This window comes from Mesorhizobium sp. B2-4-15 (genome assembly GCF_006658505.1).
GTDB lineage: Bacteria > Pseudomonadota > Alphaproteobacteria > Rhizobiales > Rhizobiaceae > Mesorhizobium.
The window spans coordinates 1-13,758 of sequence record NZ_VFUZ01000028.1; the positions used below are offsets into that span (position 1 = coordinate 1).

A 13,758-nucleotide genomic window follows, 5' to 3' on the forward strand; every position below is an offset into this window, starting at 1 on the left:
CCAGACGTCGAAGCCCGGGTCGCCATGCACCATCCAGTTCGACAGAGCGAGGCCGACGCCGCCACCCTGGCTGAAGCGGTGAGCAGGTACATGTGCTCCATCGCAAGCACCGGGAGTTCGACGCCGACCATGCGGCCGATCTCGCGCGCCCACAGGCCGCCGCAATTGACGACATGCTCGGCATGGACCGTGCCCTGTTCGGTGACGACGTTCCAGGTGCCGTCCGGCTGCTGCGTCAGGTCGACAACGCGGTTGCGCAGCACGATCTCGGCGCCGAGTTTCTTGGCCGCCTTGGAGTAGGCGATGGTGGTGCCCGAGGGATCGAGATGGCCTTCGACCGGATCCCACATGGCGCCGACGAAATTCGTCTCGTCCATCAGCGGGAACATCGCCTTGGCTTCGGAGGGGGTGATCAGTTCGGTGTCCATGCCGAGATAGCGGCCCTTGGCGTGGGCGAGCCGCAGGAAATCCATGCGCTCGGGCGTATCGGCCATCATCACGCCGCCGGTCAGGTGCAGCGAGCAGGACTGGCCGGATATTTCCTCGATCTCCTTGTAGAGCTGGACCGTATAGGCCTGCAGCTTGGCGACGTTGGGATCGCCGTTCAGCGTATGGAAGCCGCCCGCCGCGTGCCAGGACGAGCCGGAGGTCAGCTCCGAACGCTCGATCAGCATGATGTCGGTCCAGCCGGCCTTGGCCAGATGATAGAGAACCGAGCAGCCGACGACGCCGCCGCCAATAACAACCGCTTTTACATGGGATTTCATGAAGATAGGTCCGTTTTCGTGTAAACTGAATCAGATATTTTGCAGGCCCGCGAATCGCATTGCAGCGAAATCGAACAACCCAAGAAGGTGGTCCGTCTAGAAGTCCGTAGGCGCGCCGCCTTCGGCCGTGCGCTTCGCGACAAAGGCGTTGAGCTCCTCGCGGATGGCTGGATCCATGTAGGGCTCGTCGTAAGAGGCCAGACGTTCCTTCCACACCTTGTTGGCTTTTTCCATCGCTGTCGGCGATCCGGCTTCCGCCCAGGTCTCGAAATTGCGCCAGTCCGACAGGATCGGCGAATAGAAGGCGGTCTTATAGCGGTCCTGCGTGTGCTGGGTGCCAAAGAAGTGGCCGCCGGGGCCAACCGACTGGATGGCGTCGAAGCCGAGCGCTTCGTCGGAAAGGTCGAGTGGGGTCAGGAATTCGGCCACCATTTGCAGCAGGTCGATATCCAGAATGGTCTTCTCGTAGGAGCAACGCAGGCCGCCTTCCAGCCAGCCGGCCGCGTGCATCATCAGATTGCCGCCGCCTTGCACCGCGCCCCACAGCGAGAACACGCTCTCATAGGCCGCCTGTGCATCGACCGTGTTGGCGGCGCAGGTGTTGGAGGTGCGGTAGGGGATCTTGTAGCGGCGGGCAAGCTGGCCACCGACGAGCTGCGCCTTCATGTATTCCGGCGTGCCGAAGGCCGGCGCGCCGGATTTCATGTCGACATTGGAGGTGAAGCCGCCATAGCCGACCGGTGCGCCCTTCTTGACCATCTGCGCAAAGGCGATGCCGGACAGCGCCTCCGCATTCTGCTGCACCAGCGCGCCGGCGATGGTGACCGGGGCCATGGCGCCCGACAGGGTGAACGGCGTGACGATGACGACCTGGCCCATGCTCGACATCTGGATGATGCCTTCCATCATCGGCACGTCGAGCTTGAGCGGCGAATTGGTGTTGATGATGGTGAAGACCGAAGGCTCCGCCATCAGCTGCTCCCGGCTGATGCCGCGCGCGATGCGGGTGATCTCGATGCCGTCGACATTGCGCTCCTTGCCCAGCGAATAGATGTGGAACACCTTGTCGGTGAGCGTGGCGAGGTCGCGGACGCATTCCAGATGGCGAACCGATGGATGGATATCGATCGGCTCGACCGGATAGCCACCGGTGCAGTTGAGGATGTTGTGCATCTGCGCCAGACGCAGGAAGTTGCGGTAGTCCGCCTGGTTGCCGGGCCGGCGGCCGCGATCGATGTCGGAGCAGTTGGGCGCCGACGCCATCATCGAGATGATCAGATTGTCGCCGCCGAAGCGCACATTGTGCGCGGGATTGCGGGCATGGATGGTGAATTCGGACGGGCAGTGCGAAACAAGCTCGAGGATCATGTCGCTGTCGAAGCGAACCCGCTCGCTGCCTTCGCGCACGTCGGCGCCATGCGCCTTCATGATGCGGCGGGCTTCGTCGTGCAGCACGTCGACGCCGATTTCCCTGAGCACGCGCAAGGAGGCGAGATGGATCGATTCCAGCTCGTCCTCTGATACCAGCCTGGTCGGCTGCAACGGGTTTTTCAGCTGGCGGAAGGCCGGCTGCTCGAACGCGGCCGAGCCACCGGCGCGCTTTCCGGCGCGGCCGCCCCGACGGGCGCGATCGGTTGCCGGAGCCGGTTCGGCGGGTTGAAGGGCGGCGGTCATGAGGAGCCTCGTAGGATGCGAAAGTGGGCGGCATAATGGACCGGCGGCTGTCCGGCCATTGCGGAGGCGGCGACCACTAGAGCGAGGGAAGCGACATGCCGGAACGGCAGTTGCATGGCGGGGACCTCGCCTTGTCACCGTGACGCGCCAGCAAGTGCTGAGCGCGGCCGGGCGAATGGATACCGACGGGGCGCGCGTTACAGTACCGTCTTTTACTTTTGATATACTTTCTGGCTGAACGTCCTTGGAGGGACAGCCAATGCCTGATGTCGTCAAAGTGCGTGCCGCGACAAACAATGAAGTCGCATTCCTTTCCTGGGACATAGACGGGATGATCCCGGACTGCCTGGGTTTCGAGATCGTGCGCCTCTATCCCGATACAGGCGAAGAGCGTTGCCTGGCGTCCTGGGTGCCCTTCAAGGGCCAGAGCAACAAGGACTGGATTCCCCAGGATACCGGCGTCTGGCCGGTGCAGAAGACGTTCTGGCGCGATCTCACCGTGCGGCGGCGCCGCGACAGCATCGACGTCAGACCGGACGGTGAATTGATTGCCTATCGGGTGCGCCCGGTAGGCGACATGAAGCCCGGTCTCGATCCAGTGCCGGTGCGACCCGAGCAGGTCGTCGACGGCAAGCCCGCTTACACCGGGCCGGCGCGGCCGCTGGGCTATCTCGGCCAGGGCGCAGTCAGCCCACCGATCTTCCTTGGGCAGATGTTCGGAAAGGCGCGTGTGGCCTTCACCAATGGCGTGCTGTCGACGCAATGGATGTCGCATGCGCTGGCGGAAGCCGGCATCAAGGTCGGGCAGCGCGACAAGATCAGGGCGGTGCTGCAGGATCCGACCAGCAAGATACGCGCCTATCTGCATGGCGATGTGCCCGACGTGCTGACCAGTCTGCTGAAACGGGCCAAGACGGACGGCGGCACCGTCCGGCTTGCGCTTTACGAGCTTGGCGACGACGAGCTGTGCGACGCCATCATCGCCGCGAAGGATGTCGTGGAGGTCATTCTCTCCAATTCGGGCAAGGACGATCAGACCAAAGCCTGGGACGCCGGCAACGCGCCCTACAGGAAGCGCCTGCACGACGCGGGCGTCGTGGTGACGGATCGCCTCTTCAACAACAACCATATCGGCCACAACAAGTTTGCCGTCTACCGCGACGCCCAGGGGAAGCAGCAAGCGGTGATGACCGGCAGCACCAACTGGACGTCGACGGGCATTTGCGGGCAGTCCAACAACGCCTTCATCCGCGACGATCCTGCAATGGCCGAAATCTTCGACGCCTACTGGGATCGCATGAAGGCCGACGTCTTTCCGCCGCCGGCCTCGGAAAGCGCTGCCGGCCGCGTGGCGCATACGCAAGGCGTGCCGTTTCGCAAGGAAAACCACGTGCCAAACCCGCTGAACGGCGCCACGGCGGCGCTGGACGGCATGACGATCTGGTTTTCACCGAACGATCCCGACCGCAACAAGAAGGACATCTCGGTGCGGCCGGTGGATCTCGAGGATGTCTTCGCCCGCATCAGGGCGGCGAAGCGGGCGGTGCTGTTTCTTGTGTTCAATCCCTCGCTGCTCGGCGAAAACTCGATCGTCGACCAGGCCGTCGCGGCGGCGAAGGCCGATCCGAAGCTGATCGTGCAGGGCGCGATAAGCGACGAAACCGCCATGCCCAACTATGTCGCGCCGACCAAGGATCCGGTCACCCATAAGTCGAACAAGGACGGCAAGGCGCCCTTCGTCTATCCAGAAAAAGTCTGGGAGGCGCCGAACGTCTCCATCGTGCGGGCGGCGAACCTGACCGGCGCCACCATCGCCCGCGACTTCCAGGCTGAGGTGCTGACCGTCGGCCATGCGATCGTGCACGACAAGATCGTCATCATCGATCCGATGGAGGAGAACGCCACGGTCATCACGGGCAGCCACAATCTCGGTTACAAGGCCTCTTACGAAAATGACGAGAACCTTGTGATCGTCGAAGGCGACAAGACCTTCGCGGCCGCCTACGCGGTGCACATGCTCGACGTGTTCGACCATTACAAGTTCCGCGCCTGGCGCAGGACGATCGGCAAGGGGCCCTCCGACAATGACGGGCTTTCCACCGACGACCAGTGGCTGAAGCCTTACGCCGACGGCAAGAAGGGCGCGATTGCCCGCTATTTTCCGTAGCGCTGGGTACTTGCCATTCATTCCGTTCTGCCATCGCGGCCGAGCGGGCGGATCCATTGGCGTAAGCGGATTTGGCTTGCCGGCCCTTTCTTTCCTCCGATCGAACCAATAGCTAATGACCTTGCCGGCCGGGAGGTCAGCCGGCACTTCACATGGATTGACGGAATGGTCGCAACCGGCTCGAGCGAAGGCGAAGCGGGAACGCAGTGGGCAGCGCTGGCCGGCGTCACCGCGGCACTTGCCATGTTCGGCGCCGCGCAGGGGTTGAGCTCGCCGCTGTTCACGCTCCTGATGCAGAAGCAAGGCATGTCGCCGGGATTGATCGGCCTGTCGGCGGCGATGATGCCGCTCGGTCTGATCCTGTCGGCGTCGTTCGTGCCGGCGGCCGTACGGCTGGTTGGTGCGCGCACGCTGGCGGTCAGTTGCTCGCTGATCGGAGCGCTCTGCTTCCTGGGCATCGGTTATCTGCAGAACTGGGTGGCCTGGTACGTCATCCGCTTTCTGATCGGCGTGGTCATCAATCCGCTCTACATTCTCGGTGAGGTGTGGGCGCTGTCGCTGGCGCCGCCCTCGCGGCGCGGTCGCGTGATGGGCGTGTTCAACACGCTGATGGGCGCCGGCTACGCGGCAGGTCCCTTCACCCTGACCATGGTTGGGACGGAAGGCTGGGCTCCCTTCAGCGTCGGCATTGGCGGCTTCGTGCTTTGCGCTGTCATCCTGCGCCTTGTCTCTTCAAGGCTCACCGGTTTCGAGGACGACGGGCAACCGGCCGGCAGCTTTGTCGGTTTTGCCCGGCTGGCGCCGGCGCTGCTGCTGGCGGTGCTGGTGTCGGCCGCCGTCCAGCAAAGCACTTATGCGCTGGTTCCGGTCTTCGGCGCCGGCTATGGCCTGCCGGAAGCCGTGCTCGCAGCGCTGGTGATGGCGCTGTCCCTGGGCAACATCCTGCTGCAGATCCCGCTTGGCCTGCTCGCCGAACGCTTCGGCGGCCGCCCCATGATCCTGGCCTGTGCCGTGGCGACCGCAATTTGCGCGGCCCTGCTGCCGCTGCTGATCATGACGCCGCTGATCTGGATGGTGCTGCTGGTGATGGGCGCGGTCGGCTACGGCGTCTACACGATGGCGCTGGTCGAGCTCGGCAGCCGCTTCAAGGGCACGCTGCTCGTCACCGGCAATGCGGCTTTCGCCTTGCTGTGGGGCGTTGGCGGCATTGTCGGCCCGCCCGGCGCCGGCCTGCTGATGCAGGGCATCGGCCCGGTGGGCCTGCCCGTGGTGATCGCGGGCCTTGACGCCTTGCTGGTGATCTTCGCGCTCTATCGCTCGTCCGCGCGCCAGAGCGGCAAGGCTTGATGGTGGCGGGTTCGGACAAGGGCGAGGAAGCCCTGCAGTGGGCCGCCATCACCGGCGTGATCGCGACCGTCTCCGTGTTCGCCCTCGCGCAAGGGCTGTCCTACCCGCTGCTGAGCTTCATCCTGCAGCGGCAGGGTGTCTCGCCGGCGATGATCGGCCTGTCGGCTGCCATGACGCCGATTGGCTTCATCCTGTCATCGCCTTTGATACCAGGGCTGGCGCGGCGGTTCGGGGCGGGGCGCACGGCGCTCACTTGTGCTGCACTTTCGGCTGTCATGCTGGCGCTGATCGGCTGGACGCAGAATGTCTATCTCTGGTTTCTGCTGCGCTTCCTGATTGGCGTGGTGACCAACCCGCTCTATGTGCTGAGCGAAATCTGGGTGATCGCATTGGCGCCGCCGGCGCGGCGCGGCCGCATCATGGGCGTCTATTCGACGATCATTTCGGCCGGCTTCGCCGCTGGCCCGCTCTGCCTGCTTGCCGTCGGCACGGAAGGCTGGCCGCCATTCCTCGTCGGCATTTGCGCCTTCATGCTGTGCGGCATCTGCCTGGCTTCGGTGCTGCCGCGCCTGCCGAAGGTGGACGAAGCCGGTCACCAGGTTTCGGTCCTCGGCTTCGTGCCGCTGGCCTGGCTGCTCTTGTTTGCGGTGATCGTCGCGGCAGGCTTCGAGCAGGCGTCCCTGGCGCTGCTGCCGGTCTATGGCACGCATTATGGCATCGCCGAAACCCGCATGTCGGCGCTGCTGTCGGTGATGATTGCCGGCAACATCGCCATGCAGGTGCCACTTGGCCTGCTGGCGGAGAGGCTGACCGCACGGCTCGTGCGGCTCTTCTGCACCGTTGTCACGACGCTCGGATGCATGCTGTTGCCGCTTCTCATCGAGACGCCGCTGATATGGCCGACGATCTTCATCTGGGGCGCTGTTTCCTATGGCATCTACACCATGTCGATCATCGAACTCGGCGAGCGCTTTAGCGGCTCGACACTGGTGGCCGGCAATGCCGCATTCTCGCTGATGTGGGGCGTTGGCGGCATTTCCGTGCCGCCGGTGGCGGGAAGCGCCATGGATGTGCTCGGCGTCACAGGCCTGCCGATCACGCTTGGCTTGCTTTGCCTTGCACTGGCGCTCGCCACTGTCATCGGTCGTGGGAAGGCCTGAATCCTCTTCCGATATGCGGCAGCTATTGAATATCGGACATGGCATGTCGATGTTGCATGCCGAAGCAATCGGAGATTCCATGACCAAGCCCATCGCCAAGCCAGAATTCGCTCATGAAGACCCCTTCCTCTGGCTGGAGGACAGGACGAGCAAGCAGTCGCTTGACTGGGTGCACCGCCAGAACGAGATCACCGTTGGCGAACTGCAGGGCGATCCATCCTATCAGGCGTCGTTCCAGACGGCGCTCGACCTGATGACGGCCGAGGACAACATCGCTGTCGGTGCGGCCATCGCCGGCCATGTCTATAATTTCTGGCAGGACAAGACCAATGCGCTCGGCCTGTGGCGCCGCACGACGGTCGCCTCCTACAAGACCGACAAGCCTGAGTGGGAGACAATCATCGACTTCGACCAGCTCGCGGCGAAGGAAGGGATAAAATGGGTGTTCAGCGGCGCCAGCCGGCTCTATCCGGACTTCAGCCGCTGCCTGCTCTCGATGTCGCCGGATGGCGGCGACGCCAGCGAGATGCGCGAATTCGACATCGACACCAAATCGTTTATCGAAGGTGGGTTTCACGCACCGGCCTCCAAGTCGGGTTTCGGCTGGCTAGACAAGGACACGGTCATCGTCTCGGCGGCCTTCGAGGACGCGGACAAGACCGAATCCGGTTATCCGCGCGTGGTCAAACTCTGGAAGCGCGGCACGAAACTCGAAGACGCGACGCCGATCTTCGAGGGAAAGACCGAGGATCTCGCGGTTGGCGCCGGCGTCGAGTTCGACGGCGACAAGCGTCATCTTTTTTTGGCGCGGACGCTCAATTTCTTCGCATCGCACAGTTTCCTGCATCTCCCATCAGGTGAAAACAGGCGCATCCCGCTGCCGGACGACGTCACTGACACGGCACTTTTCAAGGATCAGCTGGTGTTCGGGGTGCGCACGCCCTGGACGGCGCCGGACGGCACGGCGTGCCAGCCCGACGGGCTCTATTCGCTCGACTTCGCGCGCTGGATCGAAACCGGCGGTTTTGGCGCCATCGAAACCTTGTTGGCGCCGACACATCGCGTGTCGATTGCCGGGCTCGCCAGAACGCAGGACCGGCTGTTCATCAGCCTGATGGACAATGTGCGGGGTAAGGTGCTCGTCTGCCAGCGCAACGACAGCGCTTGGTCGCTGAAGCCCGTCCCACTGCCCGAAAACGGCACCGTCGGCATCAGCCATGCCGAGCATTTCGGCTCCAGCGTGTCCTTCTCCTTCACCGATTTCCTGACGCCGAGTTCGATCATCTGGTCCGATGACGATGGCAAGACGCTTGCGACGGTGAAGTCGCAGCCGGCGCGTTTCGATGCCTCGCCGCTGATCTCGGAGCAGTTCGAGGCGCGCTCGAAGGATGGTACGATGATCCCATACTTCGTCGTCAGGCGTCGCGATCAGAAGGGGCCGGTGCCGACGCTGCTCTATGGCTATGGCGGCTTCGAAGTGCCGCTGCTGCCCGGCTATGCCGGTGTGCGTGGCAGGCTGTGGCTGGAGAAGGGCAATGCCTATGTGCAGGCCTGCATTCGTGGCGGCGGCGAGTTCGGGCCGGCCTGGCATCAGGCGGCGCTGAAAGGCAAGCGCCAGAACGGCTTCGATGACTTTGCCGCGGTGGCTGAGGATGTCGTCAGGCGCGGCATCGCCACGGCTGCCTCGCTCGGCATCCAGGGCGGCTCGAATGGCGGCCTGCTGACCGGCGTTTCCCTGACGCAGCACCCCGAGCTTTTCGGCGCGGTCATCGTCGAGGTGCCGCTACTCGACATGCTGCGCTACACCGAATTGCCGCCGGGTGCTTCGTGGATGGCCGAATATGGCGATCCGTCGAAGCCGGAAGACGCGAAATGGCTTTCCGCCTATTCGCCCTACCAGCATGTCACGGCGGATGCCGCTTATCCGCCGGTGCTCTTGACCACCTCGACCGCCGATGATCGCGTCCATCCCGGCCATGCGCGCAAAATGGCGGCGCGGATGCAAGAAGCCGGTCATGCAAAGGCGCTGTTCTTCGAGGAGACCGAAGGCGGCCATGGCGGGCGCGGTGACCGCCGGCCCCAGGCGGCGCAGGCGGCGATGAAATACGTGTTCCTGCAGAGGGCGCTGAGCGCCAAGGCGTAGACACATTCCCTCATGGGCCAAGCGAAGGGTGGTTCACCTCGACCAGCCTTTGCTCTAAGGTGCCGGCCATGGCTCTCGTCAGGATATTGGTCAGCGCAGTTGGGGCTCGCGCATTCCGGGTCGCGGTGACACCGTCACCGCGCACGCTGCGCGCCGAGCTTTTGCGGCTGTGCGCCCGCATCGGCTATTCGCCGCCTGCCTGCCTCTGATGCATTCGCCCCGGCGCCAGCCGGATTGAATCCAGAGGAAAGATCCAGACATGACCTATCAAAATTATTCGCTGAAGCAGCTTCAGCAGATCGACGCCGCGCATCACCTGCATCCCTTCACCGACCACAAGGAATTGCGCGATGCCGGCTCGCGCGTCATCACCCACGCCAATGGCCCGTTCATCTACGATTCCGAAGGGGCGGAACTGCTCGACGGCATGGCCGGCCTGTGGTGCGTCAACATCGGCTATGGCCGCGACGAACTGGCCGAGGCCGCCTATGCCCAGATGAAGGAATTGCCTTACTACAATTCCTTTTTCAAATGCTCGACGCCGACGCCGGTGCTGTTGTCGAAGAAGCTGGCCGAAATCGCGCCACGCAACGTCAACCAGGTGTTCTATGGGTCATCCGGTTCGGAGGCCAACGACACCGCGTTGCGTCTTGTGCGCCATTACTGGGCGCTGGAGGGCAAGCCGGAGAAGAACCGCGTCATCTCGCGCAAGATGGCCTATCACGGCTCGACCATCGCCGGCACTTCGCTCGGCGGCATGGATGCCATGCACAAGCAGCTCAACGGGGCCGTGCCCAACATCGTCCATGTGATGATGCCCTATGCCTACGAACTGGCGCTGCCGGGCGAGAGCGATCATGATTTCGGCCTGCGCGCGGCCAAATCGGTCGAGGATGCGATCATCGAGGCCGGCGCCGACAAGGTCGCGGCATTCATCGGCGAGCCGGTAATGGGCGCGGGCGGCGTCAAGATCCCGCCGGCCAGTTACTGGCCCGAAGTGCAGCGCATCTGCCGCAAATACGATGTGCTGTTGATGCTGGACGAGGTCATCACCGGCTACGGCCGCACGGGCGAGTGGTTTGCCGCGCAGACCTTCGGCATCGAAGCGGACACCATCACCACGGCCAAGGCGCTGACCTCGGGCTACCAGCCGCTGTCGGCACTGCTGGTGGGCGACCGCATTGCCTCGACGCTGGTCGAGAAGGGCGGCGAGTTCAATCACGGCTACACCTATTCCGGCCATCCCGTGGCTTGCGCGGTGGCGTTGAAGAACCTGGAGATCATCGAACGGGAAGGCCTGGTCGACCGCGTCAGGAACGACACCGGGCCCTATTTCGCCAAGGCTCTGCAAGAGCGTATTGCCGGGCATGATCTGGTTGGCGAAGTGCGCTCGATCGGACTGATGGGCGCGATCGAAATCGTCAAGGATAAGGCAACCAAGGAACGGTTCCTGCCGTCGGGAAGTGCCGCGGTGACGGTGCGCGACCATGCGATCGCCAACGGCATGATGCTGCGCGCTACAGGCGACACCATGATCCTGTCGCCGCCGCTGATCTGGACCCGCGACACCATCGACATGGCCTGCGAGCGTATCGGCAAAGCGCTGGATTTGGCACGGGCGGATCTGCGCAAGCGGTAGACGAAGCTCGACCGGGCGTTTCTCCAAGGAGACGTCCGGTATCGAGAAGATACCATCCTGGCCAGGGAACGATCTCACTTTTGGCGCGTAGTGTGAGCGGCGGTCGATCCGGCCGCGAAGGGGGCTTCCATGAGAAAGACCAGACGTCGACGCGTGCAGGAAGCGAACAGCATCGGCGCGGGCCTGATGCTGGCGCCGATGGTGGCGATGATGCGCTTGCCACTGATGGCCATGGAGGCCCGGAGCGGCGAGCCCTGGAGCGCGGAGACGGCAAGGGCGGTCACCGAGAAGACCGTCGCAATGGCCGAGGGCGCGGTTGCGGCGCAAATGTCTTTTCTGCAGTCGGCGTCCCGTTTCTGGCCGGAGGTTCTTTCCGGCCACACACCGTCGCTGCTCAACGGCGTCGCGGCTGAACGGTCGATCAGCGCCGCGCTGAAGCCGGCCAGCCGGGCGGTGAAGGCGAATTTTCGCCGGCTTTCGTCAAAGGCTTGAAACGGGGCGGCGTACCTTGATTTTTGCGTTGGCACGATTCCGGGCGGAAAACCGTTTCACACTTTTCCTGGAGTTGCTTTAAAACCGGTCGGTATACACACCGACGGGAGACAGCATGGCAGCACAACCGCTCAATCAGCCAGCCGAAATCCCGGCCGAGCTCGATCGCTGGAATTGGGGCGCCTTCTTCCTCAACTGGATCTGGGGCATCGGCAACAACACTTTCATCGCGCTGCTGGCGCTGATCCCGGTCGTCAACCTCATCATGATCTTCGTGCTTGGGGCACGCGGCAGCCGCTGGGCCTGGCGGAACAGGACCTGGCGCGATGCGGAACAATTCCGCAGGACGCAGCGCAACTGGGCAATCGCGGGCCTTGCCGTCTGGGTGGTCAGTATAGGCGGCTGCGCGACGATGGTCGGCAGCGTCCCGTTTATGCTCAAAGGTAATGGTGCCTATCACATGACCATGGATGCCATTCGCGCCGACAGCCGCGTGAAGGCCGCCATTGGTGACGATGTGACCGACAATTTCTGGGTCGGCGGCCATCTCAACGTCAATGCGAATGGGGCGGGCGATGCCCAGTTCAGCATTCCCGTTCACGGCGCCAAGGGCAAGGGGACAGTGTTCTCCCACCTGGTTCGCAATGCAGGCATATGGAGCATGCGCCTGCTCGTGATCAGGGTGGACGGTTTCGATGCGCCGATCGTGTTGACCAATGAAGATCACGTGCCGATCCCGAACGCCGCGATCGGAATATAGGCTCCAGCCCGGATCAGGCGCGGCGGAAAGCAAAAACCGCGCTCCGTCGGGAACGCGGCTTTGCCAGATACGCATGGCGTTTCGCTACTCAACACTTGGCGAAACCTACGGGCTCCGGTACGCGAGACCTGATCCGGAGCGCCGGGCGGATGCGATATGTCCGCCTCGCAATCCGTTTTATAGGGACATCGTTACCGCGGAGTTATCGAGAGCTTAAGCAAATCTAAATTTACGGCCGTCCCGCCGGATGGATCAGGAAAAAGCCCATCAAATCCGTTAGTTACGCAGGGGTGCCGCGCAGAAAATTAATTATACCGGAGAAATCGGCGCCGCCATGCCCCTGGGCGTTGAACAGGGCATAGAGTTGTGCCGCTTCAGCACCAAGTGGCGTCACCGCGCCCGCGCCAAGTGCTGCTTCCTGCGACAGTTTCAGGTCTTTCAGCATAAGGGCGGCGGCAAAGCCCGGTTTGTAATCCTTGTTGGCGGGCGAGGTGGGCACCGGGCCGGGCACCGGGCAATAGGTGGTCAGCGACCAGCACTGGCCTGAAGATGTCGAGGCAACGTCGAACAACGCCTGATGCGACAGGCCCAGTTTCTCCGCCAGCACGAAGGCCTCGGCGACGCCGATCATCGAAATGCCGAGGATCATGTTGTTGCAGATCTTCGCCGCCTGGCCGGCGCCGTCGCCGCCGCAATGGACGATGCGGCCGGCCATTGGCTTGAGGATTGGTTCGGCCGTGGCGAATGCATCGTCGGAGCCCCCGGCCATGAAGGTCAGCGTGCCGGCCGTGGCGCCGCCGGTGCCGCCGGAAACAGGGGCGTCGATCGACAGCAGGCCGTGTTTCGCCGCGATGGCATGCGCCTTGCGTGCCGAATCGACGTCAATCGTCGAGGAGTCGATGAACAGCGCGCCTTTCCTGGCCTTCGGCGCGATGTCTTCATGGACCGACAGCACGTGCTTGCCGGCCGGCAGCATCGTGATGACCACGTCGGCGTCCTTCACTGCGGCCGGCGCGTTGGCCATGACGACGACGCCGTGCTCCCTCGCGACGGTCAGGTTCTCCGGAACCAGGTCGAAGCCATGCACCGTATGTCCGGCCTTGACCAGATTGGCGGCCATTGGATTGCCCATATTGCCGAGGCCGATGAAGGCGATGGTGGTCATATGGGCGCTCCGTGATTTGGGGTGAGGCCTTTAGGCAGTAGGCGACTATTCGGGTGCAAGTTTGATGATAAGTTGGCGAAGCATTTTCCCGATGCCCGCGGTCGCTAACAGCATCTGATTTGTTTGATCATGCGTGGCTAAGCCGACGCGTTCAGTGATCTGGAGGTGTGTTTCGAACTCCTTCAGCGAGCCTTGGGCAATCCTAAGAAATTGCTGATAAGAGCCTCTATTGTCTCGGCCATACCCTTCCGCGATGTTCGCAGGAATGGAGTTTGCTGAACGACGGATCTGGCTGGTCAGCCCATACAGTTCTTCTTTTGGCCACGTCCTGGTCAACGAGTAGGTAGCGACGGCCAGATCCATCGCCTGCTGCCACACGAAAAGATCCCTGTACGAATTGATCTTGCCGGTCATCTTTTGCCTACTGCCTACTGCCTACTGCCT

12 protein-coding genes are annotated in these 13,758 nt (G+C 63.1%); 8 read left to right on the forward strand and 4 right to left on the reverse strand.

Annotated features, from left to right (window positions below; all coding sequences use genetic code 11):
* Positions 1-767: FAD-binding oxidoreductase (locus FJ930_RS25230; RefSeq protein WP_246677022.1), on the reverse strand; the 767-nt coding region annotated here is incomplete at its 3' end.
* A gap of 96 nt (positions 768-863) precedes the next feature.
* Positions 864-2,441 carry a trimethylamine methyltransferase family protein gene (locus FJ930_RS25235; RefSeq protein WP_140740914.1) on the reverse strand — a complete coding sequence of 526 codons (1,578 nt, stop codon included), beginning with the start codon at positions 2,439-2,441 and terminating at the stop codon, positions 864-866.
* Between the two features lie 259 nt (positions 2,442-2,700).
* On the opposite strand from FJ930_RS25235, the gene FJ930_RS25240 reads away from it, so the two are divergent.
* The 8 genes from FJ930_RS25240 to FJ930_RS25275 all read left to right on the forward strand — a co-directional run bounded on the left by FJ930_RS25240 (position 2,701) and on the right by FJ930_RS25275 (position 12,149).
* On the forward strand, positions 2,701-4,608 hold the full coding sequence (locus FJ930_RS25240; RefSeq protein ID WP_141840550.1) for a phospholipase D-like domain-containing protein: 1,908 nt from the start codon (positions 2,701-2,703) through the stop codon (positions 4,606-4,608).
* Between the two features lie 165 nt (positions 4,609-4,773).
* A complete protein-coding gene (locus FJ930_RS25245) occupies positions 4,774-5,955 on the forward strand; it encodes an MFS transporter (RefSeq protein ID WP_141840551.1) in 1,182 nt (393 codons plus the stop codon).
* The gene (locus FJ930_RS25250; RefSeq protein ID WP_181763462.1) at positions 5,955-7,115 is read left to right on the forward strand and encodes an MFS transporter; all 1,161 of its coding nucleotides are present in this window, start codon (positions 5,955-5,957) and stop codon (positions 7,113-7,115) included. Before FJ930_RS25245 ends, FJ930_RS25250 begins: the two co-directional genes overlap by 1 nt.
* 79 nt (positions 7,116-7,194) lie before the next feature.
* Positions 7,195-9,258: a prolyl oligopeptidase family protein gene (locus FJ930_RS25255; protein WP_141840553.1), complete on the forward strand. Its 2,064-nt coding sequence runs from the start codon at positions 7,195-7,197 to the stop codon at positions 9,256-9,258.
* Between the two features lie 68 nt (positions 9,259-9,326).
* On the forward strand, positions 9,327-9,467 hold the full coding sequence (locus FJ930_RS25260) for a capsid protein (protein WP_140607626.1): 141 nt from the start codon (positions 9,327-9,329) through the stop codon (positions 9,465-9,467).
* Between the two features lie 50 nt (positions 9,468-9,517).
* Positions 9,518-10,897, forward strand: coding sequence for an aspartate aminotransferase family protein (locus tag FJ930_RS25265; RefSeq protein WP_141840554.1), 1,380 nt, complete (start codon positions 9,518-9,520; stop codon positions 10,895-10,897).
* A gap of 129 nt (positions 10,898-11,026) precedes the next feature.
* Positions 11,027-11,389, forward strand: a complete 363-nt coding sequence (locus FJ930_RS25270; protein WP_140740927.1) for a hypothetical protein — start codon at positions 11,027-11,029, stop codon at positions 11,387-11,389.
* Positions 11,390-11,504: 115 nt separating this feature from the next.
* The gene (locus tag FJ930_RS25275) at positions 11,505-12,149 is read left to right on the forward strand and encodes a cytochrome c oxidase assembly factor Coa1 family protein (protein WP_141840555.1); all 645 of its coding nucleotides are present in this window, start codon (positions 11,505-11,507) and stop codon (positions 12,147-12,149) included.
* A gap of 280 nt (positions 12,150-12,429) precedes the next feature.
* On the opposite strand, the gene mmsB is transcribed toward FJ930_RS25275, so the two are convergent.
* Together mmsB and FJ930_RS25285 are read right to left on the reverse strand one after the other, a co-directional pair.
* A complete protein-coding gene (mmsB, locus tag FJ930_RS25280) occupies positions 12,430-13,314 on the reverse strand; it encodes a 3-hydroxyisobutyrate dehydrogenase (protein WP_140740930.1) in 885 nt (294 codons plus the stop codon).
* Between the two features lie 45 nt (positions 13,315-13,359).
* A complete protein-coding gene (locus FJ930_RS25285) occupies positions 13,360-13,728 on the reverse strand; it encodes a four helix bundle protein (protein ID WP_141840556.1) in 369 nt (122 codons plus the stop codon).
* Positions 13,729-13,758 lie beyond the last annotated feature (30 nt).

Bases quoted from the DNA above. Each gene is read 5' to 3' on its own strand.
- FJ930_RS25240 (WP_141840550.1), top strand. From the start codon at position 2,701: ATGCCTGATGTCGTCAAAGTGCGTGCCGCGACAAACAATGAAGTCGCA.
- FJ930_RS25265 (WP_141840554.1), top strand. From the start codon at position 9,518: ATGACCTATCAAAATTATTCGCTGAAGCAGCTTCAGCAGATCGACGCC.
- FJ930_RS25250 (WP_181763462.1), top strand. From the start codon at position 5,955: ATGGTGGCGGGTTCGGACAAGGGCGAGGAAGCCCTGCAGTGGGCCGCC.
- FJ930_RS25285 (WP_141840556.1), bottom strand. From the start codon at position 13,728: ATGACCGGCAAGATCAATTCGTACAGGGATCTTTTCGTGTGGCAGCAG.
- FJ930_RS25235 (WP_140740914.1), bottom strand. From the start codon at position 2,441: ATGACCGCCGCCCTTCAACCCGCCGAACCGGCTCCGGCAACCGATCGC.
- FJ930_RS25270 (WP_140740927.1), top strand. From the start codon at position 11,027: ATGAGAAAGACCAGACGTCGACGCGTGCAGGAAGCGAACAGCATCGGC.
- FJ930_RS25260 (WP_140607626.1), top strand. From the start codon at position 9,327: ATGGCTCTCGTCAGGATATTGGTCAGCGCAGTTGGGGCTCGCGCATTC.
- FJ930_RS25245 (WP_141840551.1), top strand. From the start codon at position 4,774: ATGGTCGCAACCGGCTCGAGCGAAGGCGAAGCGGGAACGCAGTGGGCA.
- FJ930_RS25275 (WP_141840555.1), top strand. From the start codon at position 11,505: ATGGCAGCACAACCGCTCAATCAGCCAGCCGAAATCCCGGCCGAGCTC.
- mmsB (WP_140740930.1), bottom strand. From the start codon at position 13,314: ATGACCACCATCGCCTTCATCGGCCTCGGCAATATGGGCAATCCAATG.
- FJ930_RS25255 (WP_141840553.1), top strand. From the start codon at position 7,195: ATGACCAAGCCCATCGCCAAGCCAGAATTCGCTCATGAAGACCCCTTC.